We start from the raw sequence: 23,910 nt of genomic DNA, 5'->3' as shown, positions 1-23,910 counted from the left end.
AGACTCGGTGGTGAGCAGGTCAGACGAGTTGGGAGTGCGTGTGCCGCGAGGTGAGCCGTCCGACGAGCAGGAGTTCCCGCCGGAGCTCTCGGCCGGGGAGAACTTCATCGCGGGCCCGTTGCCGGACGACCCCGAGGAGGACGCGGGGGAGCAGGTCGACGAGGCCGCGATCGAGGAGCGCGCCCGCTACGAGCTGCGCGTGGTCGAGGCCGAGCTGAACGAGCGCTGGCCGGAGACGAAGATCGAGCCCTCGCTCACCCGGATCACCGCGCTGCTCAAGCTGCTCGGCGACCCGCAGCTGGCCTACCCGATCGTGCACCTCGCGGGCACCAACGGGAAGAGCTCCACCGCCCGGATGATCGATTCGCTGCTCACCAGGCTGGGGTTGCGCGTCGGCCGGTACACCAGCCCGCACCTGCAGCTGGTCACCGAGCGGATCAGCATCGACGGCGGCCCGATCTCGGCGGAGAAGTACGTCGACACCTTCCGCGACGTCGCCCCTTTCGTGTCCATGGTGGACAGTGCCGCCGGTGCGGGTGAGCCCGCCATGAGCAAGTTCGAGGTGCTCACCGGCATGGCGTTCGCCGCGTTCGCGGACGCGCCCGTCGAGGCGGCCGTCCTGGAGACCGGCCTCGGCGGCCGGTGGGACGCCACCAACGCCGCCGACGGCCAGGTCGCCGTGATCACCCCGATCGGCATCGACCACGTCGAGTACCTCGGCAGCGACCCGCGCGGTATCGCGGCCGAGAAGGCCGGGATCATCAAGCCGGGCAGCGTGGCCGTCCTCGCCGAGCAGCAGCCCGACGTCGAGCGCGTACTGCTGGAGCGCGCGGTGGAGGTCGACGCCACCGTGGCGCGTGCGGGCAGCGAGTTCTCGGTGCTGCGCCGCGAGATCGCGGTCGGCGGTCAGCTGCTCACCCTGCAGGGCCTCGGCGGTGTCTACGACGAGATCTTCCTGCCGCTGCACGGCGCGCACCAGGCGGCCAACGCCGCGGTCGCCCTCGCCGCCGTCGAGGCGTTCTTCGGCGCGGGCAAGGACAAGCAGCTGGTCGCCGACGTGGTGCGGGAGGCCTTCGCCGGCGTGGTCAATCCGGGCAGGCTGGAGCCCGCCCGTGCGGCACCCACCGTGCTGCTCGACTCCGCGCACAACCCGCACGGCGCGGCCGCGCTCGCCGCGACCATCTCCGAGGAGTTCGCGTTCCGCAGGCTCGCCGCCGTGGTCGGCGTGATGCGGGACAAGGACGTCACCGGCATCCTGGAGGCGCTCGAGCCCGTGGTGTCGGAGATCGTCGTCACCCGCAACAGTTCCGAGCGCTCGATGCCCCCGGCCGAGCTGGCCGAGCTGGCACGGCCGGTCTTCGGCGAGGAGCGGGTCTTCGTGGAGCCCACGCTCGACGCCGCGATCGAGTCCGCGGTGGCGCTCGTGGAGCGCACCGACGACCCCGAGGAGCCGCTGTCCGGGGGCGGGGTCCTGGTCACCGGCTCGGTGGTCACCGTCGGCGATGCCCGTACGCTGCTGGGCAAGGAGCCGGTGTGAGCAACGACAAACCCGGCACCGGCACGTCCGCCCCGCGGCGGAAGGACCCGCTCACCTCGTTCCGGGGCGTCCAGGCCGGCACGCTCGTCATCGAGGCGATCGTGGTGGCGCTCGCCCTGCCGGTGGTGGCGCAGCTCGGCGACGGCATCACCAGCCTGCAGGGCTGGCTCGTCATGGGGATCGCGGTGGCCCTGGTGGGGTGCTGCGGGCTGCTGCGCAGGCCGTGGGCGATGGGGGTGGTGTACGCGCTGCACGCGGCGCTGATCGCCTTCCTGTTCTGGCTGCCGTCCGTGGGCGTGGTCGGGCTGCTCTTCCTCGCTGTGTGGCTCTGGCTGATGTGGTTGCGCCGGAAGGTGGCGATCCGGATGGCCGAGGGCACGCTGCCCGGACAGCAGGAGCACACCCCGTAACTTCACCGCCGCGCAAGTCGGCGTTCGCCGGGTGGCCGTCGCCGCGGGATACAAGTGGCGGCATGACCGAACCGACTGGTTTCTCCCGCCGTGCCGCACTGCGCGCGGGCCTCCTCGGCTCCGGGGTGCTCGCCACCGGAGCGCTCGGCGCCGTCCCCGCCCCCGCACTCGTCCGCCGCGACCGTCCCGTGCTCACCCACGGTGTGCAGTCGGGCGACGTGAGCGGGCACTCGGCCGTCGTGTGGACCCGCGCCGACCGGCCCTCCCGGATGCTGGTGGAGATCTCCCGCGATCCGTCCTTCCGCCGTGCCCGCCGCGTGCGCGGCCCGCTGCTGACCCCGGACACCGGCGGCACCGGCAAGGTCCGCCTGCCCGGACTGCCGCCCGGCACCGAGCTGCACTACCGCGTCACCGCCGAGGCGCTCGACGGGCGCGCGGCGAGCGAGCCGCTGACCGGCCGGTTCCGCACGGCGCCGACGGGCAGGCAGGACGTGCGGCTGCTGTGGTCGGGCGACGTCGCCGGGCAGGGCTGGGGAATCAACCCCGACATCGGCGGCATGACCGCCTACGCCGCGATGGCCCGGCGGGAGCCGCACCTGTTCCTGCACAACGGCGACTCGGTGTACGCCGACGGGCCGCTCACGGAGACGGTGACGCTGCCCGACGGGCGGGTGTGGCGCAACATCGTCACGCCGGAGAAGGCCAAGGTCGCCGAGACCCTCGACGAGTACCGGGGGCAGTTCGCCTACAACCTGCTCGACGACAACGTCCGCGCGTTCGCCGCCGCCGTGCCCAGCTACGTGCAGTGGGACGACCACGAGGTGGTCAACAACTGGTACCCCGGCGAGATCCTCGACCTCCCGCAGTACACGGAGAAGCGGGTGGACGTGCTCGCGCGGCGGGCGTTCCAGGCGTTCCACGAGTGGCAGCCGATCGACACGAAGGCCGCCGTGGACGGCCGCGTGTACCGCAGCTTCCGCTACGGCAGGCACGCCGAGATCTTCGTGCTCGACATGCGCACCTACAAGGACGCCAACACGGCCGACCGCACCGGCTCCGGCTCGGTGCTGGGGTGGCGGCAGGCGCGGTGGCTCGTGCACGCGCTCGGCCGCAGCACCGCCACCTGGAAGATCATCCAGGCCGACCTGCCGGTGGGCCTGGTGGTGCCGGACGGGCCGGACATCGAGGGCGTCGCCAACGGGCTGCCGGGCGCACCGGGCGGCCGCGAGTCCGAGCTGGCGTGGGTGCTGCGGCAGGTCGCGCGGCGCGGCGTGCGCAACCTCGTGTGGCTCACCGCCGACGTGCACTACACCGCCGCGCACCACTACTCGCCGGACCGGGCCGCGGTGGGCGACTTCGCGCCGTTCTGGGAGTTCGTGTCCGGCCCGCTGCACGCGGGCGCGTTCGGGCCGAACACGCTGGACCCGACGTTCGGGCCGAGGGCCGAGTTCGTGCACGCGCCGCCCGCGGCGAACACCTCTCCGATGGACGGCTACCAGCACTTCGGCGAGCTCGACATCGACGGCGACAGCGGCGAGCTGCGGGTGTACCTGCGCGACGGGACCGGCGCCGCGCTCTGGTCGACGACCCTGCGGCCACAGGGCAGGTGACCCGGCGGTTAGGCTGCGCAGCACCGATCGCCGTGAACGAAGGAGTAGCACCCCGTGAGTGAGCGCACGCTGGTTCTGGTCAAGCCCGATGGCGTCAAGCGCGGCCTCGTCGGCGAGGTCATCTCGCGCATCGAGCGCAAGGGGCTGACGCTGGCCGCGATGGACCTGCGCAACGTCGAGCGCTCGGTGGCCGAGGAGCACTACGCCGAGCACAAGGAGAAGCCGTTCTTCGGCGAGCTGCTGGAGTTCATCACGTCGGGACCGGTCGTGGCGATGGCGGTCGAGGGTCCGCGCGCCATCACGGCGTTCCGCCAGCTGGCGGGCGGGACCGACCCGGTGGAGAAGGCGACGCCGGGCACGATCCGTGGCGACTTCGCGCTGGAGACCCAGTTCAACCTGGTGCACGGTTCCGACTCGGCCGAGTCGGCCGAGCGCGAGCTGAAGCTCTGGTTCCCCGACCTGTGAGCTGATCGGCAGTGAATGGCACATTGCGTGCGCCCAAGGCACGCAATGTGCCATTCACTGCTCCCGCCCTCCGAACGGACCATGGTGGCGGAGGCGGCGCGCCACTATGGTCGAGACCAGTCGAGTGAATCTGGGGGCTGGCTGATGAGACGCGACCGTGGCGTCCGCACGTTCTTCGCCGTTTCCGCCGCACTGCTCGTGGCCGCCGGGCTGGTCACCGCCGGGCAGCCGAACGCGGCCGCGGCACCGGCACCGAAACCCCCGGCGCCACCACTGGGCACCAACGGGGCTCCCGTGCCCGAGCTGGCCTGGGGGCCGTGCCCGGCCGACTCGCCGCCCGGCTACGAGTGCGCGGAGGCGGAGGTGCCGCTGTCCTACCGCGACCCGCACGGCCCGGCGATCACGCTGGCGCTGGGCAGGCTGCCCGCCACCGACCAGGCGGGCAAGCAGGGCACGATCTTCTACAACCCGGGCGGGCCAGGCGGATCCGGCCAGTTCCCGCCCGAGCTCACCCCGGGCCTGCACGAGAAGTTCGACATCGTCGGCTTCGACCCGCGCGGCATCGGCGCGAGCACGCCACTGCGCTGCTTCGCGACACCGGAGCAGGCCCAGCTGCTCGACCACCAGTTCCCGACGACCCTGCGCGAGCAGAAGCGCGTCATCGACGACACGGCCGCGGCCATGCGCCTGTGCGACCGCAACGCGGGCCCGCTGCTCGACCACATGTCCACGGCGAACGTCGCCAGGGACATGGATCTGCTCCGGCAGGCGCTCGGCGAGGAGAAGACGTCCTACTACGGCATCTCCTACGGCAGCCACCTCGGCGCCGTCTACGCCAACCTGTTTCCCGAGCGGGCGGGGGCGCTGGTGATCGACGCCGTGCTCGACCCGGTCGAGTGGACCACCGGCTACCGGCCGCTCGACCGCTTCCAGCCGTTCTCCTACCGGCTCGGCAGCTTCGACGGCGCCCAGCGCGCGCTCGGCACGTTCCTTTCCGCCTGCGCCGAGGACGCGCGCTGCGCGTTCCGCGAGCCGGGACGGGACCTGCGGGAGAAGTACGACACGCTGCTCGACCGGCTGGAGCGCGAGCCCGCGGTCATCCAGCCACCTGGCGGCGAGCCGATGGAGATCACCTACCAGCAGGCGATCCAGACCACGCTCGGCGCGCTCTACAGCGCCGACCTCGCCCCGGTGCTGGCCGAGTACCTGCAGGCGCTGTACGTCGCGACCGATCCCGGTCTGCGGGTGACGAGCCCGCCGGTGGCCGAGATCCCGCCCGCCGCGCCCACTCCCGGTTACCAGGACGCCGACGAGTTCTACGCGGGCCCCGAGCAGGGCATCAGTGTGTTCTGCGCCGACTCCCGCAACCCCGGCAACCCCTGGGTCTGGGGCCACTACGCCCGCAAGGCCGACCGGAAGGCGCGGGGCTTCGGCCCGGTGTGGACGTGGCTGTCGCTGCCGTGCGCGACGTGGCCGGGACACGACCGCGACGCCTACTCCGGCCCGTGGCACCGCCGGACCGCGGAACCGGTGCTGGTCATCGGCAACAGCCTCGGCGACCCGGCCACCCCGTACGAGGACGCGGTCCGCACCTCGCGTCTGCTCGGCGACGCCCGGCTGCTCACGCTGGAGTCGTTCGGCCACGGTGCCCGCGGCGAGAGCGCCTGCATCGACGCCGCGCTGGACGCGTACTTCCTCGACGGCAAGCTCCCGCCGGAGGGCACCGTGTGCCAGCCGGACCGCGGACCGTTCGACACCGCCGCGGCTCGTGAGTGAGCGGGCGCCGCGGCGCGCGGCGCCTCCGCCAGGGGCGTGGTGAGAACCACGCTCCTCAGTCACGAGCCGAGCAGGCCCTGTTCGGTCAGCAGGTCGGCCACGGCGCGGGTCTCGCTCTCGTCCAGCGGTAGCAGCGGCGGATTCGCCGCGGGGTGGTCGAGCACGCCGCGCAGCGCCAGCGCCGCCTTCAGCGCGCCGACGGCTCCCGCGGTGACCCCGATCCGGGCGCGGTCGGCCACCGTGGTGATCGTGAACAGCCGGGCGAGCCGCTCCTGCTCCGCCCGCGCCGCCCGCACGTCCCCGTCGGCGACCGCGCGGTGCAGGCGCACGAAGCCGTGCGGGTCCACGTTGCCCAGGCCCGGCACCACCCCGGCCGCGCCGAGTTCGAGGGCCGTGTCGGCGAACAGCTCCGAGCCGGTGAGCGCGGGGAAGGCGGGACCGGTGCGGCGCAGGATCTCGCGGAACGCGGCGATGTCCCCGCTGGAGTCCTTGACCGCGACGGCGAGCCGCGCCTCGGCGAGCGTGGAGACCACCTCCGGGGTCAGCCGCGTGCCGACGGCGCTCGGGATGTCGTAGGCGACCACCGGGACGTCGAGGGCGTCCCGGACGCGCTGGAAGTGGGTGACGATCTCGTCCGGGTGCGGCTGGACGTAGAACGGCCCGGTGACCACCACGGCGTCCGCGCCGAGCCGCGCGGCCTGCCGCGCGTGCTCGATCACCGGCCGGGTCCCGGTGGCGACGGCGCCGGCCAGCACCGGCACCGCTCCCGCCACCGTGCCCACCGCCACCTCGACGACGGCTCGCCGCTGCTCGCCGTCGAGCAGCGCGATCTCGCCGGTGGAGCCGCCGACGAACACGCCGTCCACCCCCGCTTCCAGCTGGAACGACACGAGACGTTCGAGGGAACGCCGGTCGACGTCCCCGTGCTCGTCGAGGGGCGTGACGAGGGGCGGGATGACACCCCGCGCGGCGAGTCCGGTTTCCGTGGCCACTGGCTGCCTTCCTTTCTGCGCTGATGTCCCGCACCCGATGATGCGGGCGGCCGCAAGCGGCTGCCGAGGTTTCCCCTGCCGTTCACTGGCGGGGCCTTCCGCTCGACCACCGGGACACGCTCTAATGGTCCAGACATCAACGAGGTTCTGGGGTGTTTCGTGAAAAGATCACACATCGGCGCCGTCCTGGCCGTGGCGGCCCTGCTCCCGGCCGTGCCCGCGGCCGCCGATCCACTCGACGCGCCGCTCGGTCCCCGGCCCGTCGAGAGCGCGCCCGCCGCCTCGTCGGCCGCCGAGGGTCCCGCCACGTACTCGGTGCGGTCCGGCGCGCCCGCCGGGATCGTCACGGACAGCGCGACGTCCCCCGTCGCCCCCGGCCTCACGCTCACCGAGTTCGACCGGTTCGACCCGCAGGGCTGGATCCGCGGCGACACGCTCACCGTCGACCTCGGCGCGGAGCTGCGGGCCCGCTACCTCAGCCCCGGCACCGTGTCCGCGCGGTCCCCGCTGTCCGAGCAGGCGGAACGCGCCGGTGCCGTCGCCGCCGTCAACGGTGACTTCTTCGACATCAGCGCCACCGGGGCTCCGCTCGGCGTGGGCATCGCCGACGGCGAGCTGCGGACGGCCCCCGCCACGGGACACAACCTGACGGCCGCCGTCACCGAGGACGGGCTCGCCCGGCTCGCCGAGGTGTTCCTCGACGCCACGCTGACCCTGCCCGACGGCTCCAGCGTCGCGGTGACCAACCTTAACGGCGCGCGGCTGCCGGGCGACGGCATCGGTGTCTACACCCCGCTGTGGGGCGGCGCCTCCCGCGCCACGGCCGTGACCGGCGCCCGGCGCGTGACCGAGGTCGAGCTGCGCGACGGCGCGGTGACCCGGGTCGGCGACGCCCCCGCCGAGGGGCCCGTCCCCGCGGGCAGCACGTTGCTGCTCGGCAGGGACGCGGGCGCCGACCGCCTCGCCGCGCTGCGCCCCGGTGACCCGGTCACCGTCGAGTACGCGCCCCGCACTGACGCCGGGAAGCTCGCGGTCGCGGTCGGCGGCAACAAGGTGCTGCTGCGCGACGGGGAGATCCAGCCCGTCGACGCCGTGACCGCGCACCCGAGGACGGCGGTCGGGTTCTCCGCCGACGGCACGCGGCTGTGGCTGGTCACGGTCGACGGCAGGCAGGCCGACAGCCGCGGCATGACTGAGCTGGAGCTGGCCCGGCACCTGAAGTCGCTCGGTGCGGACGACGCGCTCAACCTCGACGGCGGCGGCTCCTCCACGCTGCTCGCCAGGGAACGGGGTGAGCGAGACGCGAGCGTGCGCAACGCACCCTCGGACGGCGGGGAGCGTCCCGTGCCCAACGGGCTCGGCTTCGCCACCGCACCCGGCAGCGGACGGCTCACCGGGCTCGCGCCCGAACCCGCGCACGAGAGCGAGGACGCCACCCGCGTGCTGTCCGGGCTGAGCCGGCAGCTGCGCTCGGGTGCCCACGACGAGACCGGCGCCGCGGTGAACGCCCGCCCGCGCTGGTTCACCGGCGACCCCGCCCGCGGCAGCGTGACGGCGGGACGGTTCACGGCGCACGCCGACCGCCGGGATCCCGACCGGCACGCCGAGGTGGACGTCCACGCCGCCGCCGGGCGCGTGGTCGGCCGGACCACGCTGACCGTGCTCGGCACGACCCGCAGGCTCGGCACGAGCACCGAGCAGGTCGCGCTGTCCGGGACCGGCGCGACCGGCCGGTTCCAGGTCTACGGCTACGACGCGGACGGCTACGGCACCTGGGTCGAGCCCGACGACGTCAAGCTCGACTACGACCCGTCCGTCGTGCGGATCGATCCGGCGGGGGACGGCTTCACGGCCACGGCGGTCACCGGCTCCGGCGCCACCGTGGTCGAGGCGACCGTCGCCGGGCTCACCACCCACCTGGCGGTGACGGTGGGCAGCGAGCCGCGCGTGCTCGACCCGCTCGACGGCGCGGCCGGCTGGCACGCCAGCGTCTACCCGGGCGTGGTCGGGGCCGCGCTCTCCGCCGCGGAGGGACGTCAGGGCGGCGGGGGACTCGCGCTCGACTACCGGCTCACCGGCACCACCGCCACCCGCGCCGCCTATGTCAACGCGGGCGAGCCGGTCGCGCTGCCGCCCGGCACCCAGAAGCTCGGCCTGTGGGTGCTCGGCGACGGCCAGGGGGCCTGGCTGCGCGCCGAACTGCGGGACGCCGCGGGGGTGGCGTCCATCCTGGACCTCGCGCGCCACGTGGACTGGACCGGCTGGCGCTACGTCGAGGCCACGTTGCCCGGCGGCCTGCCCGACGGCCAGCGGCTGCGCCGGTTCTACGCGGTCGAGACGGTCCCCGGACGGCAGTACGAGGGCAGGCTGGTGTTCGACGACCTGACCGCGGCCGTCACCCCGGCCGCGCGTCCCCCGGCCGATCCGGCCGAGCAGGACCCCGCCGTGGTCACCGACGGCACCGCGGGACGCGGCGGGCTGCGGGTCGCCGTCGTCAGCGACGCCCAGTTCACCGCGGACAACCCGGACGGTCCGCTCGTCGCCCAGGCCCGCCGCACCCTGCGCGAGGCGGTCGCGGCCAGGCCCGACCTGGTGCTGATCAACGGCGACCTCACCGACCGGGGCACCGCGCCCGACTTCGATCTCGCCCGCCGGATCATCACCGAGGAGCTGGACGGCCGCGTGCCGTGGTTCTACGTTCCGGGCAACCACGAGGCGGACGGCGGCACCGGGCTCGCGGAGTTCCGCGCCGAGTTCGGTGAGCCGTACCGGGTGGCCGACGTGCGCGGGATCCGGCTCGTGCTGCTCGACTCCTCCCGCGGCAGCCTCCGCGCGGGCGGCTTCGACCAGGTGCGGATGCTGCGCGACGCGCTCGACGGCGCCCGGCGCGACCCGGACGTGCGGGGCGTCCTGCTCGCGATGCACCACCCGGTCGACGACCCCGCACCGACGGGCAACTCCCAGCTCGGCGACCGCAAGGAGGCCGACCTCGTCACGCGCTGGCTCACCGAGTTCGAGGAGAGCTCCGGCAAGCCCGCGGTCGCCGTGACCGCGCACGCGGGGACGTTCGACGTGTCCCGGCGCGACGGTGTGCCCTACCTCGTCAACGGCAACATGGGCAAGGCACCGGCCGCCGCGCCGGAGGACGGCGGCTTCACCGGCTGGAGCCTGCTGCGCTTCGCCGCAGGCCGCCGGGGAGAGCCGGTGCGCGTCGAGACCCGGCCGCACGTGGACGAGCTCGCGCTGCGCGGACCCGCCGAGCTGGCGCCGGGGACGTCGGCGCCGGTGTCGGCGGTGGTCACGCAGGCGGGCCGGGAGGTGCCGGTCGCCTACCCGGTGAGCGCCGACTGGACCGGCGGCCGGCACACGCACGTCGCCGAACCGGCCCGGGGCGGCACCAGCCGCCCGCGCCCGCACCACGTCGCGTCGTTCGACCCGGGAACCGGCACGCTGACCGCGCTCCGGCCGGGCACCGCCGAGCTGACGGTGACCGTCAACGGCGTGCGCCGCACCCTGACCGTCGCGATCCGCTGAAAGCTCCCCAATGTGGCATCGGTGGCGTTGACCGCACCCACTGTGGCGTTGGTTACGCCTGACGCAACCAACGCCACATTGGGGACACGTCAGGGACGGCCGGCGCGAGGTAACTGGTTCGCCTTTTGTCGGTGGGGCATGGCAGTGTTCGCCATGTGGTGGGCGAAGGCGCGATGGTGGAGGCCAAGGCGCTCGTGAAGCGCTTCGGCGACTTCGAGGCCGTCCGGGGAATCGACGTGCACGTGCGGCGCGGGGAGGCGTTCGGCTTCCTCGGCCCCAACGGCGCGGGCAAGTCGTCGACGATGCGGATGATCGCCTCGGTGTCGCCGCGCACGGACGGTGAGCTGACCGTACTCGGGCTGGATCCCGACCGTGAGGGACCGCGTATCCGCGCGCGGCTCGGCGTGGTGCCCCAGCAGGACAACCTCGACAGCGAGCTCACCGTGCGGCAGAACCTGCAGGTCTACGGTCGCTACTTCGGGCTCTCCCGGAGCCACGTACGCCGCAGGGCGGCCGAGCTGATGGAGTTCGCCCAGCTCACCGAGCGCGCCGACGACGAGGTGGAGCCGTTGTCCGGCGGCATGAAGCGGCGGCTGACCATCGCGCGGTCCCTGGTCAACGACCCCGAGCTGCTGTTGCTCGACGAGCCGACCACGGGTCTCGACCCGCAGGCGCGGCACCTGGTGTGGGACCGGCTGTTCCGCCTCAAGTCCCAGGGCGTCACGCTCATCGTTACCACGCACTACATGGACGAGGCCGAGCAGCTGTGCGACCGGCTCGTCGTCATGGACGGCGGCCGGATCGCCGCCGAGGGCTCGCCCACCGAGCTGATCCGGCGCTTCGCCACCCGCGAGGTGCTCGAACTGCGGTTCGCCCCGGGCGAGCAGGAACCCGTCGTCGGGCTCGTCGACGACCTGGCCGACCGCGTCGAGGTGCTGCCCGACCGGATCCTGCTCTACACCGGCTCCGGCGAGGCGGCACTCGAGCGGGCGCACGCCAGGGGAGTGCGCCCGGTGTCGAGCCTCGTGCGCCGCAGCACCCTCGAGGACGTGTTCCTGCGGCTGACCGGACGGAGCCTGGTCGAATGACGAGCGCGGCGCCGGCCGGCCGGGTCGTCGGCTCGTGGCGGGCGGCCTGGTTGCGGGTCGAGGGGCACTGGACGTGGTACCGCAGGTACTGGACGTCCACTTTGTACTCCACTGGGCTGCAGCCGCTGCTGTTCCTCGTCGCGATGGGCATCGGGTTCGGCTCCCAGGTGCAGCCGGGTGCGGCCACCGGCGGACTGTCCTATCTGCACTATGTCGCACCCGCGCTGCTCGCGGCGACGGCGGCGCAGGGCGCGGTGGGCGAGTCGACCTTCCCGGTGCTGTCCGGGTTCAAGTGGCAGAAGGACTACCTCGCCGTCACCGCGACCCCCGTCACGGCGGGCCAGCTGCTGGGCGGGCAGCTGCTGTGGGTCGCGCTGCGGCTGCTGCTGGCCGGGATCGTGTACGTGCTCGTCGCGCTCGCGTTCGGCGCCTGGCTCAACGCGGGCGCCGCCGTGGTGGTGCTCGTCGCGACGGCCACCGGCGTCGCGTGCGCGGCGCCGGTGATGGCGCTGGCCGCCACCACCTACGACGAGGGCGCGCGCTTCATCACGCTGTTCCGGTTCGTGGTCATGCCGATGACGCTGTTCTCGGGCACGTTCTTCCCGATCACCCAGATCCCGGGCGCACTGCGCTGGCTGGCCTGGATCTCCCCGCTGTGGCACGGCAACGAGCTCGCCCGCGGGGTCACCCTCGGCGGGCTCGGTGTGCTGCCCGCGCTGGGGCACGTGGTGTTCCTGCTGGCCGTCTTCACCGCGGGCGGGCTCGCCGCGCGGCATTACTTCTACCGGCGGCTGGTGGTGTGAGGATGACGACGACCGATCCGCGGCGGCCGGGTGGCGTGCTGCTGCGCATCCTCCCGCCGGGGCTGTACTCGGGCCGGGCCGGCGCGATCATCGAGCGCTCGGTGCTCAGTTACTCGCGCGGCTGGCTGGTGTTCGTCTCCGGCGTGATGGAGCCGCTGTTCTACCTGCTGGCGTTCCAGATCGGATTCGGTGCCCTCGTCGGTGACGTCACCGGGCCCGGTGGGCGGCCGCTCGACTACGTGGCGTTCGTGGCGCCCGCGCTGCTCGTGGCCTCGGCCATGAACGGCGCCGTGTTCGACTCCACGTTCGGCGTGTTCTTCAAGTTCCGGTACGCCAAGACCTACGACGCCATGCTGGCCACCCCGGTCGGCCCGCTGGACATCGCGGCGGGCGAGATCGGCTGGGCCGTGCTGCGCGGCGGTCTCTACGCGGTCGCGTTCTTCGGTGTGATGAGTGTCATGGGCATGGTGGACTCGCCGTGGGCGATGCTGCTGGTCCCGGTGGCGCTGCTCGTCGCCTTCGCGTTCGCGGCGATCGGCATGGCGTGCGCGACATTCCTGCGCTCGCCGTCCCAGTTCGAGTTCGTCCAGCTCGCCGTGGTGCCGATGTTCCTGTTCTCCACCACGTTCTTCCCGCTGTCGGTGTACCCGGTGCCGCTGCAGGTCGTGGTGCAGTGCCTGCCGCTGTACCACGGCGTGGAGTTAGCGCGGGGCCTGTCCGTAGGCGTACCTGACCTGACCATGCTCGGGCACGCGGCGTACCTGTTCGCGCTCGCCGCGCTGGGCGTGGTCGCCACCGCGCGCCGCCTGGCGGGGCTGCTCCTGCGGTGACGCCTCCGCCCCGTCCACGGCGGCGAGGGCGTTCACCAGGCCGTGCCCGTAGAAGCCGTTGTAGCCGGAGTAGCCGGCGCAGTAGGCGTCCTGCGTCCCGTCGCCGGTGAGGTCGTAGTCGGCCGGGCACGCGACCGGGGTCGCCTGGTCACCCAGCGCGGTGCGGAGGTCGTCGGTGGACACCTCCGGGTCGCGCGACCGCAGCAGTGCGGCGACCCCGCTGACGTGCGGCGCCGCCATCGACGTGCCGCACACCTCGCCGTAGCCGCCGGGCACGGTGGACAGCACGCAGCGGTCGCCCTCACCACCGGGTGCGGTGACATCCACCACACCCAGGCCGTAGGAGCTGTAGCCGGGTTTCCGGAGATCCGGTCCCACCGCCGACACGGTGACCGTCTCCGGCAGGCTGGCGGGCAGCGCCTCGCAGCGGCCGCTCGGATCCAGGCCGGTGCCGTCGGGCGAGGGCGTGAGGTTCACCGCTTCGTTGGTGGCGGCCGCCACGGTGAGCGTGCCGACCGAGTCGGCGTACTCCACCGCCCGCGCGATCGCCTCGTGCACCACCCGCTCGCCGTCCTTCGGCGCGCAGGACAGCGTCCACGGGTCCACGAAGAAACTGCTGTTGGCGATGTCCATCCGGTGCCGCGCCGCCCACATCAGGCCGCACACCGCGGCCTCGGGATCGACGAAGCCGTCGTCGTCGATGACCCGGACCGAGGCGAGCCGCACGCCGGGGGCGACCCCGCTGACACCGCTGCCGTCGTCGGCGGCCGCGACGACCCCGGCCACGTGCGTGCCGTGCGGCGAACCGGTGGGCGCCCACGCGCGGGGGGAGCGGTCCGGGGCTCCGGAAAGGCATCCCGCCGACAGCGCCTCGTCGACGGCGGCGGCCAGCTCGGGATGGGTCGCGTCGACACCCGAGTCGAGCACGCCGACGACCACGCCGCGGCCGCCGGGCTCGACGGGCCGGGCGGCGTCCGCCCCGATCAGGCGCATGTTCCACTGCTCGGCCGTGCGGTCGCCGGCGGGGACGGCGGCCGCGTCGGTGGTGTCCGGCCGCAGGCCGCCGGGTGCGGCCGCCCCCGAGCGCTGCGCCACCAGGCGCTGGGCCTGGGCACTGAACGCGCGGTCGGGCCCCAGCAGCTCGGCGAACCGGGGATCGCGGGCGGTGGCGATGCCCACGGCGATCTCCGGGTAGTACGCGGCCGGCACCCCGCAGGCGGACTCGATCTCCCGGTGCGCGGCGGCGGGCGAGGTGCCCCGGTCGAACAGGACGACGTACCGGAGCGGCGGGCCGGACCCGGCGCAGCCGCTCGCCGCGGCGGCGCCGCCGTGGCCCAGCTGGCCCGCGAGCACGAGGGCGGCGCAGGCGAGCACCACACTCCCACGCCCGAACACAGGACCTCCGTTGCGCGATCGACCCCGGTTTGGCTTCCCTCCCCGCCTTGGCGCACGGTAGCCAGCACGGGGAAACCGGACAAGCTCTGCGGAAAAGTTCCCCCGGCCGGTACCGCGTGTCGCCGGTTCGCGTGCACGTCGGGACCCCCGACCGTGCCTGTCGTGGCACCGAGGACGCCGGGCCGCGGCTCCCGTGTGGGATACTCGGCAGTGGCCGTCGGCCGCGGTACCACGGAAGGGGTGGTGCGCGGCGGCGCGACGGTCCGGTGACGTGCAGGCTGAGCTCCACGTCGTCGCCGCCCCGGGGCACCCGGTGCCGGGCGGCTCGACGACGTGGAAGGCGGCGAGAGCCCGAGCTCGGCAGGCAGGTCGCCGCGGGACCTGCCATCGGCGGACCGCTGGTCACCGACCAGCTCGCCGGTGGCGCGGAGAGGCAAGGATTCCCGTCGCCGTGCACCACGGCGACGGAACAAAACAGGAAAGGGCCCCTGTGCGGCCGCGTTTCCGGCGGGCCGTCCCAGGCCGGGGTGTATGCCCCGGCGGGGACGGCCGGTGGGCGCGCCCGGGGGCGAAGGAGACACATGGCGAACGCGGAGACACCCGCCGACAACACGGGCGGGACTACCGCCACATCCACGGCCGGTGCACTGGCCGATCTGCCCCACCGGATCCGGGTGCACGCACTGGCGAAACTGCTCGGCACGAGCAGCCGTGAGGTGCTGGCGAAGCTCGCGGAGCTGGGCGAGACGGCGCGCAGCGCGCAGTCCAGCGTCCCCAAGGACGTGGCACTGCGCCTGGCCGAGGCGCTCGGCGCGCTCGACGAGGCGGTGGCGGAGGCCGCCGAGGCCGCCCCGGTGCCCGACGCGGAACCGGCGCCCGCGGCGGCGGCCGCCGACGAGGAGGACGAGACCTCACCCGCGGTGGCCGACGCGCCCGCGGTGGCGGCGACCCCGCCCGCCGACGCGCCACCGGAGCCGTCCACCCCGCCGCGGCCGGTGCGGACGCCGGTGTTCGCCGCGCCGTCCCCGGTGTTCCTGCCACCGGAGCCCCCGGTCGAGGAGCCGAAGGCCGCGCAGGCCGAGCAGACGGACGAGAAGCAGGCCGGGGACCAGTCCGAGGAGCAGTACCCGGGCGGCGAGCCCGGCGAGGGTGACGACGAGGGCGAGGCCGGGGCCCGTCGCCGCAGGCGCCGCGGCCGTCGCGGCCGGGGCCGGGGCAAGGGCGACACCGGCGACCAGGCCGAGAATCAGCAGGCCGAGTCCGGCAAGCAGGACAAGGGCGCCGAGCCGAAGTCGGAGAAGTCGGAGAAGTCGGAGAAGTCCGAGAAGCCGGAGCAGCCGCAGGCCGCAGGGGAGGGCAAGCCGGCGCAGGCGCAGCCCGCCGAGGGCGGTGCGGGCGGCGAGGCCGAGGACGCCGACGGCGACACCGCCAGCAAGCGCAGGCGCCGCAGGCGCCGCCGCAAGGGCGGGGAGGACGAGTCCGCCGAGCCGGGGACCTCGGGCGCCGACGACCCGCCGAACACGGTCGTGCACGTCCGCGACGGCAGCAAGGGCGAGAGCAAGCCGGACTCCCGCGACGGTGTCCGCAGCGTGCGCGGTTCCACCCGGCTGGAGGCCAAGCGCCAGCGCCGCCGCGACGGCAGGGAGGCCGGGCGCAGGCGCGCGCCGATCCTGTCCGAGTCCGAGTTCCTCGCGCGGCGCGAGTCGGTCGAACGCACGATGGTGGTCGCCGAGCGCGGCGACTCCACCCAGATCGGCGTGCTGGAGGACGGCGTGCTCGTCGAGCACTTCGTCACCTCGTCCGGCAGCGGCTCCATCGTGGGCAACGTCTACCTCGGCCGCGTGCAGAACGTGCTGCCGTCCATGGAGGCGGCCTTCATCGACATCGGCCGCGGCCGCAACGCGGTGCTCTACGCGGGCGAGGTGGACTGGGACGCCGCCGGTCTCGAGGGCAAGGCGCGCAAGATCGAGCAGGCCCTCTCCACCGGCGACACCGTGCTCGTGCAGGTCACCAAGGACCCGGTGGGGCACAAGGGCGCCCGGCTGACGACGCAGATCTCGCTGCCCGGCCGCTTCCTCGTCTACGTGCCCGCCGGCGGCGCCACCGGCATCTCCCGCAAGCTGCCGGAGAACGAGCGGCGCAGGCTCAAGGACATCCTCAAGCGGATCGTGCCCGAGGACGCCGGTGTGATCATCCGCACGGCGTCGGAGGGGATCAGCGAGGAGGAACTCGGCCGCGACGTCCGCAGGCTCAAGGCGCAGTGGGACGTCATCAAGGAGAAGGCCGAGTCCGCCAAGGGCAAGAAGAGCGGCGCTCCCGCCATGCTCTACGAGGAGCCCGACCTGCTCGTGAAGGTCGTGCGCGACCTGTTCACCGAGGACTTCGTCAAGCTGGAAGTCCAGGGCGGCACCGCGTGGGAGACCATCCACGCCTACGTGGAGCATGTGGCGCCGGACCTGGTGGACCGGCTCAAGCGGTACACGGGCACGGGGGACGTCTTCGCCGACTACCGCATCGACGAGCAGATCACCAAGGCGCTCGACCGCAAGGTGTGGCTGCCCTCGGGCGGCTACCTGGTCATCGACCGCACCGAGGCGATGACCGTCATCGACGTCAACACCGGCAAGTTCACCGGGTCCGGCGGCAACCTCGAGGAGACCGTCACCCGCAACAACCTGGAGTCGGCCGAGGAGATCGTGCGGCAGCTCCGGCTGCGCGACATCGGCGGCATCATCGTCATCGACTTCATCGACATGGTGCTGGAGTCCAACCGCGAGCTGGTGCTGCGCAGGCTCACCGAATGCCTCGGCCGCGACCGGACCCGCCACCAGGTGGCCGAGGTCACCTCGCTCGGGCTGGTGCAGATGACCCGCAAGCGGGTCGGCACGGGCCTGCTCGAGGCGTACTCGAGCACCTGCGAGCACTGCAAGGGCCGCGGTGTGCTGATCTCCACCGAACCGCAGCGCAACGGTGGCTCCGGCGGCTCCGGCGGCACGGGGAATGGCGGCGGCCACGAGCGTGGTTCCCGCCGCTCCCGTGGCCGCGGCAAGGGCGGCGACGACCAGCAGCAGGACACCGCGCGGGCCGAGCAGTCCTCCGGCCCCACACCCGAACAGCGGGAGACCGCGGTCACCGCCGTCCAGGCGATGGCGTCCGCGTCGTCGGCCTCGTCCGCCTCGTCCGGATCCGCGAAGGCCGCTGAGGGCGAGAGTGGCGAGCAGTCGCCGCCGCCCTCGCGGGCCGAGCGCAAGGGCCGCTCCGCGCGCAGGGCCGAGCGGCCCGCCAAGCCCGCCGAGGCCACCCAGCCCGCCGAACCCACCCCCGCGGCCGAGGCGGCCGAAGGTGAGGACCGGTCGGTCGGGCCCGAGCACGGTGCGCCGCCGCTCAACGGCCGTCCCGCCGACCGGGCGGCCAGCCCCGAACCCGCGGCGTCCGCGGCGTCCCCCGAGGGCGCCGAGAGCGCCGGGTCTGCCGAGCCCACCGGGCCCGCCGACTCGACTCCCGCCGCCCCGGAGCCGGAACGGCGGGAGGAGACGCGACCGGAGAGCTCGCGGACCCCGGAGAGCTCCGCGCCCCCGGAGACCCACGAGACCCCGGAGACCCACGAGACCCCGGAGACCCCGGAGCGGTCGGCGGTGCCCGCCCCGGCCACGCGCACCGGCACCCGGCGCCCGCGCCGGGCGGCGTCGCGCCCCGCGGGGCCGCCCGTCCACGCGCAGGAGAACGGCTGATGCCCCGGCGCCCGACCCCGGTGTCCTGCCGCGTGAGGTCACGCAGTAACCTGTAGAACGGCCCGCGGTTGCCGCGGGCGTATTGGCCCCAACCCACTGTCGAGTAACCAGGAGACTTCCGTGTCGGCGTACGCGATCGTCAAGACCGGCGGCAAGCAGTACAAGGTGGCTGTCGGCGACGTCGTCGAGGTCGAGAAGCTCGAGGGCGAGCCGGGCACCGAGCACACCTTCCCCGCCGTGCTGCTCGTCGATGGCGGCGAGGTCACGACGGACGCCGACGCGCTGGCGAAGGTCTCGGTCACCGGCAAGGTCGTCGAGCAGACCAAGGGTCCCAAGATCCGGATCCACAAGTTCAAGAACAAGACCGGCTACCACAAGCGCCAGGGTCACCGCCAGCGGCTGACCCGCGTCGAGGTCACCGGCATCGACAAGTAAGGCTGTTGCCTCGAAGGAGAGTGACCACCGATGGCACACAAGAAGGGCGCGTCCAGCTCCCGCAACGGCCGTGACTCCAACCCGAAGTACCTCGGCGTCAAGCGGTTCGGCGGTCAGGTCGTCAACGCGGGTGAGATCCTGGTCCGTCAGCGCGGCACCAAGTTCCACCCCGGCGTGAACGTCGGCCGTGGCGGCGACGACACGCTGTTCGCCCTGGCCGGCGGCGCGGTGCAGTTCGGCCAGAAGCGCGGGCGCAAGACGGTCAACATCGTGCCGACCGAGGCCTGAGCGGGCCCGGTTCGCGCGCACGACCCCTGAACGAGGGACGGGTCCGGAACATCTCCGGTCCCGTCCCTCGTTTCTGTATCCAGGGCCTGGTACCCAGTTCTGCAGGAAGGTCGAGACATGGCGTCCCGGTTCGTCGATCGGGCGGTGATCCACGTGACCGCCGGCAACGGCGGAAACGGCTGCGCGTCGGTGCACCGTGAGAAGTTCAAGCCGCTCGGCGGCCCCGACGGCGGCAACGGCGGGCACGGCGGTGACGTGCTGCTCGTCGTCGACCCCGGTGTGCACACGCTGCTCGACTTCCACTTCCGGCCGCATGCCCGCGCCGGCAACGGCAAGCAGGGGCAGGGCGGCAACCGCAGCGGCGCGGCCGGGGAACCGCTCGAGCTGCGAGTGCCCGACGGCACGGTGGTCCTCGACGAGGACGGCGCCGTGCTGGCCGACCTGGTGGGCGCCGGCACCACGTTCGTCGCCGCCAAGGGCGGCCGGGGCGGGCTCGGCAACGCCGCGCTGGCCTCCCGCGCCCGCAAGGCGCCCGGGTTCGCGCTGCTCGGCGAGCCGGGCGAAAGCCGCGACCTGGTGCTGGAGCTGCGCTCGGTGGCCGATGTGGGGCTCGTCGGCTTCCCCTCGGCGGGGAAGTCGTCGCTCATCTCCGTGCTCTCCGCCGCGCGGCCGAAGATCGCCGACTACCCGTTCACCACACTGGTGCCCAACCTCGGCGTCGTCACGGCGGGCGACACCGTGTTCACGATGGCCGACGTGCCCGGCCTCATCCCCGGCGCGAGCGAGGGCAAGGGTCTCGGACTGGACTTCCTGCGGCACATCGAGCGCTGCGCCGTGCTGGTGCATGTCGTCGACTGCGCCACCTACGAGCCCGGACGCGACCCCGTGTCGGACGTCGACGCGATCGAGGACGAGCTCGCGCGGTACACCCCCGCGCTCGGCGGCGAGCTCGCCGAACGGCCGCGCGTGATCGTGCTGAACAAGGTCGACGTCCCGGACGCCGCCGACCTGGCCGACCTGGTGCGTCCCGAGTTCGAGGCCCGGGGCCTGCGGGTGTTCGAGGTGTCCACCGTGGCGCACCGGGGCCTGCGGGAGCTGACGTTCGCGCTCGGCGAGATCGTCGAGGGTTACCGTGCCGCGCAGCCGCCGCCCACGCCGACGAAGATCGTGCTGCGGCCGGAGCCCGTCGACGACAGCGGCTTCACCGTCGAAGCCGACCCGGACGAACCCGGCGGCTTCGTGGTGCGCGGCGCGCGGCCCGAGCGCTGGGTGCGGCAGACCAACTTCGCCAACGACGAGGCCGTGGGCTATCTCGCCGACCGGCTCAACCGCCTCGGCGTCGAGGACGAGCTCGCCCGGCGGGGCGCCGTGCCCGGCAGCCCGGTCACGATCGGCGACATGACGTTCGAGTGGGAGCCGTCGACCCCGGCGGGCACCGCCGCCCAGTTGAGCGGTCGGGGCAACGACACCAGGCTGGAGCAGCGCACGCGGGTCAGCGCCGCGGAGCGCAAGGAGGCCCGGCGCATCCGCCGCGAGGGTGAGCCGGAGGACGAGCCGGCCCCGGGCGCGGAGCGGCAGCCTCGCGCGGAGTCCGGCGAGGACACCGGTGAGTGAGGCCCGGCGCGCGATCGCCGAGGCGGACCGGCTGGTCGTCAAGGTCGGCTCGTCGGCGCTGACCACCGCGGGCGACGGCCTCGACGCCGCCCGGCTGGACGCGCTGGTGGACGCCATCGCCGAGCGGGTGTCCCGGGAGACGCAGATCGTGCTGGTCTCCTCCGGCGCGATCGGAGCGGGCCTCGCCCCGCTGTCGCTGGGCTCCCGTCCCCGGGACCTGGCGACGCAGCAGGCGGCCGCGAGCGTGGGGCAGCTCGCGCTGGCGCACGCCTACGCCGAGTCGTTCGGCCGCTACTCGCTCACGGTCGGCCAGGTGCTGCTGACCTCCGACGACGTGGTCCGGCGCGCGCATTACCGCAACGCCGAGCGCACCTTCTCCCGGCTGCTCGCGCTCGGCGCGGTGCCCGTGGTCAACGAGAACGACACCGTGGCGACCGAGGAGATCCGCTTCGGTGACAACGACCGGCTCGCCGCTCTCGTCGCGCACCTGATCCGTGCCGACGGGCTCGTCCTGCTGTCCGACGTGGACGGCCTGTACGACGGGGATCCCCGCAACGGATCCACCCGCAAGATCGTCGAAGTATCCGACGAGTCCGATCTGGACGGTCTCGCGGTCGGCAGGTCCAGCTCCGGTCTCGGCACCGGCGGCATGGTGTCGAAGGTGGCCGCCGCGCGCACGGCCGCGGCGGCGGGCATCCCCGTGCTGATCGCCGCGGCCGCCGAGGCGAAGGACGCCCTCGGGCACGCCCGGGGCGGCACCGCGTTCCACGCGGCGGGCAGCAGGCTGTCCGCACGCCGGTTCTGGCTGGGATACGCGGCCGGCTCCAGCGGCAGGCTGCACCTCGACGACGGGGCGGTCGCCGCCGTGGTCAGCCGGAGGCGGTCGCTGCTCGCCGCCGGGATCACCGGGGTCGACGGCGACTTCCAGGCGGGTGACGTCGTCGACCTGGTCGACCCGGCGCAGCGGGTGGTCGCCCGCGGGGTGGTCGCCTTCGACGTCGGCGAGTTGCCGGACCTCATCGGCCGGTCCAGCCACGAGCTGCCCGACGAGCAGCGGCGCGAGGTCGTGCACGCCGACGACCTGGTCCCGCTGCGGCACGGCTGAACGGTCTCACCGGCTGGCGGGCTCGCCGTGCAGCGCGGCCGCGGTGACGGTGTCGGTGATGCCGGCGACCGGCCCCTCGTAGAGGATGCGGCCGCCGTGCCTGCCGGGCCCGGGGCCGAGGTCGATGAGCCAGTCCGCGTGCCGGATGACGTCGACGTTGTGCTCGATCACCAGTACCGTGTGGTGCCGGTCGACGAGCTGGTCGAGGACGTCGAGCAGGGTGGCGATGTCCCGCGGGTGCAGCCCGGTGGTGGGTTCGTCGAGGACGTACCGGGTGGGCTCGGCGGTGTCGCGCAGCTCCCTGGCGATCTTGAGCCGCTGGCACTCACCACCGGAGAGCGTGGTGAGCGGCTGACCGAGCCGGAGATAGCCGAGGCCGACCCGCTCCAGGTGCCGCAGCGCCTGCCGGATCCGCTCGGCCGGGAGGCGGTCGAGGGCGTCGGCGACGGTGAGGTCGTCGATGTCCGCGATGGACAGTCCGGCGACCCGGTGGCGGAGCACCTCCTCGGTGAACCGGCGCCCCTGGCACGTTTCGCACACGGTTTCCTGGCCGTCCAGGAAGGCCAGATCGGTGTACCGGACACCCAGGCCCCTGCAGTCGGGGCACGCGCCGTCGGAGTTGGCGCTGAACCGGCCCGCGGGCAGTCCACTGTGCTCGGCGAAGAGCCTGCGGACGGCGGCGGCGATCCCGGTGTAGGTGACGGGGGTGGAGCGCCGGTTGGTGCTGACCGGCTTCTGGTCGATCACGATCGCCCCGTGCTGGGCGACCAGCTCCGCCGCGAGGCTGGACTTGCCCGACCCGGCGACGCCGGTGAGGACGGTGAGGACCTCGCACGGGATGTCGACGGTCAGGTTCCGCAGGTTGTTGCGGGCCGCGTTCGCCACCGTGATCGTGCCGGAGGCCTGCCGGGGCCGGGTCCTGGCCGGTGGCCGCCCGCCGAGTGCGGTGGCTGTCGCCGTGCCCGCCGCGCCGAGCTCGGCGAACGTGCCCTGGAAGACCAGCTCACCGCCGCCGGTGCCCGCGCCGGGCCCGATCTCGACGATCTGGTCGGCGATCGCCATGACCGCGGGGTCGTGCTCGACGACGAGGACGGTGTTGCCCTTGTCCCGGAGCTCCCGCAGCAGGGCGGTCATCGAGTCGATGTCGTGCGGGTGCAGGCCGACGGTGGGCTCGTCGAAGACGTAGAGCATCTCGACGAGGCTGCTGCCGAGGTGCTTGACGGTCTTGATCCGCTGCGACTCCCCACCGGACAGGGTGGTGGTGGCCCGGCCGAGGTGCAGGTACCCCAGCCCGATGGTGATCATCGCCCGCAACCGGTTCCGCAGGGCGGTGACGACCGGGGCGACCGCGGGGTCGGTCACCCCGTCCAGCAGGCCGTGCAGCTCGGTGATCTCCAGCCGGGCGAGCTCGCCGATGGTGCGGCCCAGGACGGTGGCCGTGCGGCTCGCCTCGTTGAGCCGGTCGCCGCGACATTCGGGGCACGTCTCGGACCGGGTGAACCGGGCGATGGTCTCCCGCTTGCGGTCGGACAGGTCGTCGGAGGTGCGCAGGTAGATGCGTTCGAAGCGCGGCACGATGCCCTCGTAGTCGGCGGGGGGCCTGGTGCCCAGCCGCGCGGCGTGCTCGCCGCCGTAGAGCAGGGCCTGGCGCTCGGCCTCCGTCCAGTCCCGCAGCGGGGTGTCGGGGGAGAAGCTGCCGATGTCGGCATACCGCGAGTACCAGTAGCCGCCGTTGCCGAAGCCGGGCAGCAGGATCGCGCCCTCGGCGAGGGACCGGTCCAGGTCGAGGAAGCGGTCGACGGCGCTGACCACCACCTCGCCGAGCCCGGAGCAGGCCGGGCACATGCCCGCGGGATCGTTGAACGAGAAGTGGTTGGACTCGCCCACGTGCGGTGAGCTGAGCCGGGAGAACAGCAGCCGCAGGTAGGTCCAGGCATCGGTGATGGTGCCGACCGTGGACCGGGCGTTCCCGCCGATCCTGCGCTGGTCGATCACCACGACCGGGGAGAGCCCTTCGATCTCGTCGGTCTCGGGGCGCGTCCATTTCGGCAGCCGGTTGCGGGCGAACGGCGGGAACGTCTCGTTGAGCTGGTGGCCCGCCTCGGCCGCGATCGTGTCGAACACCAGGGACGACTTGCCGGAGCCGGACACGCCGACGAACACGACCAGCCGGCCGCGGGGGATGTCGAGGTCGAGGTTCTTCAGGTTGTGGGTCCGGGCACCGCGGATGCGGATCGTGCGTTGCGCCATGGGCGCAGGCTAGAAACAGATGTGGCCACATTCTGACCGCGACCGGG

General features: G+C 73.6%; 16 protein-coding genes and 1 pseudogene. 14 read left to right on the top strand and 3 right to left on the bottom strand.

The window, feature by feature from the left end; all coding sequences use genetic code 11:
- The first annotated feature begins 10 nt into the window (after positions 1–10).
- From folC to B0I33_RS17175, 5 genes are all read left to right on the top strand, one after another.
- Entirely contained in the window at positions 11–1,537 is a 1,527-nt protein-coding gene (gene folC / locus B0I33_RS17195) for a bifunctional tetrahydrofolate synthase/dihydrofolate synthase (RefSeq protein WP_342750070.1), read from the top strand.
- A complete protein-coding gene (locus B0I33_RS17190; RefSeq protein WP_106179785.1) occupies positions 1,534–1,947 on the top strand; it encodes a DUF4233 domain-containing protein in 414 nt (137 codons plus the stop codon). Before folC ends, B0I33_RS17190 begins: the two co-directional genes overlap by 4 nt.
- Positions 1,948–2,009: 62 nt before the next feature.
- On the top strand, positions 2,010–3,557 hold the full coding sequence (locus B0I33_RS17185) for an alkaline phosphatase D family protein (protein WP_106179784.1): 1,548 nt from the start codon (positions 2,010–2,012) through the stop codon (positions 3,555–3,557).
- A gap of 54 nt (positions 3,558–3,611) precedes the next feature.
- Positions 3,612–4,022, top strand: a complete 411-nt coding sequence (ndk, locus tag B0I33_RS17180) for a nucleoside-diphosphate kinase (protein WP_106179783.1) — start codon at positions 3,612–3,614, stop codon at positions 4,020–4,022.
- 144 nt (positions 4,023–4,166) lie between these two features.
- Positions 4,167–5,798 (top strand): alpha/beta hydrolase, encoded by a 1,632-nt coding sequence (locus tag B0I33_RS17175; RefSeq protein WP_106179782.1) that lies wholly within the window; start codon positions 4,167–4,169, stop codon positions 5,796–5,798.
- Positions 5,799–5,857: 59 nt separating this feature from the next.
- Here B0I33_RS17175 and B0I33_RS17170 read toward each other — a convergent pair whose 3' ends face one another.
- On the bottom strand, positions 5,858–6,790 hold the full coding sequence (locus tag B0I33_RS17170; RefSeq protein ID WP_106179781.1) for a dihydrodipicolinate synthase family protein: 933 nt from the start codon (positions 6,788–6,790) through the stop codon (positions 5,858–5,860).
- 159 nt (positions 6,791–6,949) lie between these two features.
- Here B0I33_RS17170 and B0I33_RS17165 point away from each other — a divergent pair, with 159 nt between their 5' ends.
- The 4 genes from B0I33_RS17165 (at position 6,950) to B0I33_RS17150 (ending at position 13,045) form a co-directional block, all read left to right on the top strand.
- Positions 6,950–10,324: a phosphodiester glycosidase family protein gene (locus B0I33_RS17165; protein ID WP_245900759.1), complete on the top strand. Its 3,375-nt coding sequence runs from the start codon at positions 6,950–6,952 to the stop codon at positions 10,322–10,324.
- Between the two features lie 173 nt (positions 10,325–10,497).
- Positions 10,498–11,412 carry an ABC transporter ATP-binding protein gene (locus tag B0I33_RS17160; RefSeq protein ID WP_106179780.1) on the top strand — a complete coding sequence of 305 codons (915 nt, stop codon included), beginning with the start codon at positions 10,498–10,500 and terminating at the stop codon, positions 11,410–11,412.
- Positions 11,409–12,215: an ABC transporter permease gene (locus B0I33_RS17155; RefSeq protein ID WP_106179779.1), complete on the top strand. Its 807-nt coding sequence runs from the start codon at positions 11,409–11,411 to the stop codon at positions 12,213–12,215. The genes B0I33_RS17160 and B0I33_RS17155 overlap by 4 nt, the downstream gene beginning before the upstream one ends.
- 2 nt (positions 12,216–12,217) lie before the next feature.
- Positions 12,218–13,045 carry an ABC transporter permease gene (locus B0I33_RS17150; RefSeq protein ID WP_106179778.1) on the top strand — a complete coding sequence of 276 codons (828 nt, stop codon included), beginning with the start codon at positions 12,218–12,220 and terminating at the stop codon, positions 13,043–13,045.
- 15 nt (positions 13,046–13,060) lie between these two features.
- Here B0I33_RS17150 and B0I33_RS17145 read toward each other — a convergent pair.
- Positions 13,061–14,440, bottom strand: a pseudogene (locus B0I33_RS17145) (S8 family serine peptidase); the annotation flags it as partial.
- Between the two features lie 581 nt (positions 14,441–15,021).
- Here B0I33_RS17145 and B0I33_RS17140 point away from each other — a divergent pair.
- The 5 genes from B0I33_RS17140 (at position 15,022) to proB (ending at position 21,613) form a co-directional block, all read left to right on the top strand.
- The gene (locus tag B0I33_RS17140) at positions 15,022–18,171 is read left to right on the top strand and encodes a translation initiation factor IF-2 N-terminal domain-containing protein (RefSeq protein WP_106179777.1); all 3,150 of its coding nucleotides are present in this window, start codon (positions 15,022–15,024) and stop codon (positions 18,169–18,171) included.
- A 120-nt stretch (positions 18,172–18,291) separates the two neighbouring features.
- Positions 18,292–18,606 carry a 50S ribosomal protein L21 gene (gene rplU, locus B0I33_RS17135; protein WP_106179776.1) on the top strand — a complete coding sequence of 105 codons (315 nt, stop codon included), beginning with the start codon at positions 18,292–18,294 and terminating at the stop codon, positions 18,604–18,606.
- 30 nt (positions 18,607–18,636) lie between these two features.
- Positions 18,637–18,894 carry a 50S ribosomal protein L27 gene (rpmA, locus tag B0I33_RS17130; protein WP_106179775.1) on the top strand — a complete coding sequence of 86 codons (258 nt, stop codon included), beginning with the start codon at positions 18,637–18,639 and terminating at the stop codon, positions 18,892–18,894.
- Between the two features lie 117 nt (positions 18,895–19,011).
- Complete coding sequence (gene obgE / locus B0I33_RS17125) at positions 19,012–20,508, top strand: GTPase ObgE (protein WP_106179774.1); 1,497 nt, start codon at positions 19,012–19,014, stop codon at positions 20,506–20,508.
- Positions 20,501–21,613 (top strand): glutamate 5-kinase, encoded by a 1,113-nt coding sequence (proB, locus tag B0I33_RS17120; RefSeq protein ID WP_106179773.1) that lies wholly within the window; start codon positions 20,501–20,503, stop codon positions 21,611–21,613. Before obgE ends, proB begins: the two co-directional genes overlap by 8 nt.
- Before the next feature lie 6 nt (positions 21,614–21,619).
- On the opposite strand, the gene B0I33_RS17115 is transcribed toward proB, so the two are convergent.
- Positions 21,620–23,863 (bottom strand): ATP-binding cassette domain-containing protein, encoded by a 2,244-nt coding sequence (locus B0I33_RS17115; RefSeq protein ID WP_106179772.1) that lies wholly within the window; start codon positions 23,861–23,863, stop codon positions 21,620–21,622.
- Between the last annotated feature and the right edge of the window lie 47 nt (positions 23,864–23,910).

The sequence above is a fragment of the Prauserella shujinwangii genome (assembly GCF_003001955.1).
GTDB lineage: Bacteria > Actinomycetota > Actinomycetes > Mycobacteriales > Pseudonocardiaceae > Qaidamihabitans > Qaidamihabitans shujinwangii.
This window is presented reverse-complemented; position numbering and strand designations above follow the sequence as displayed.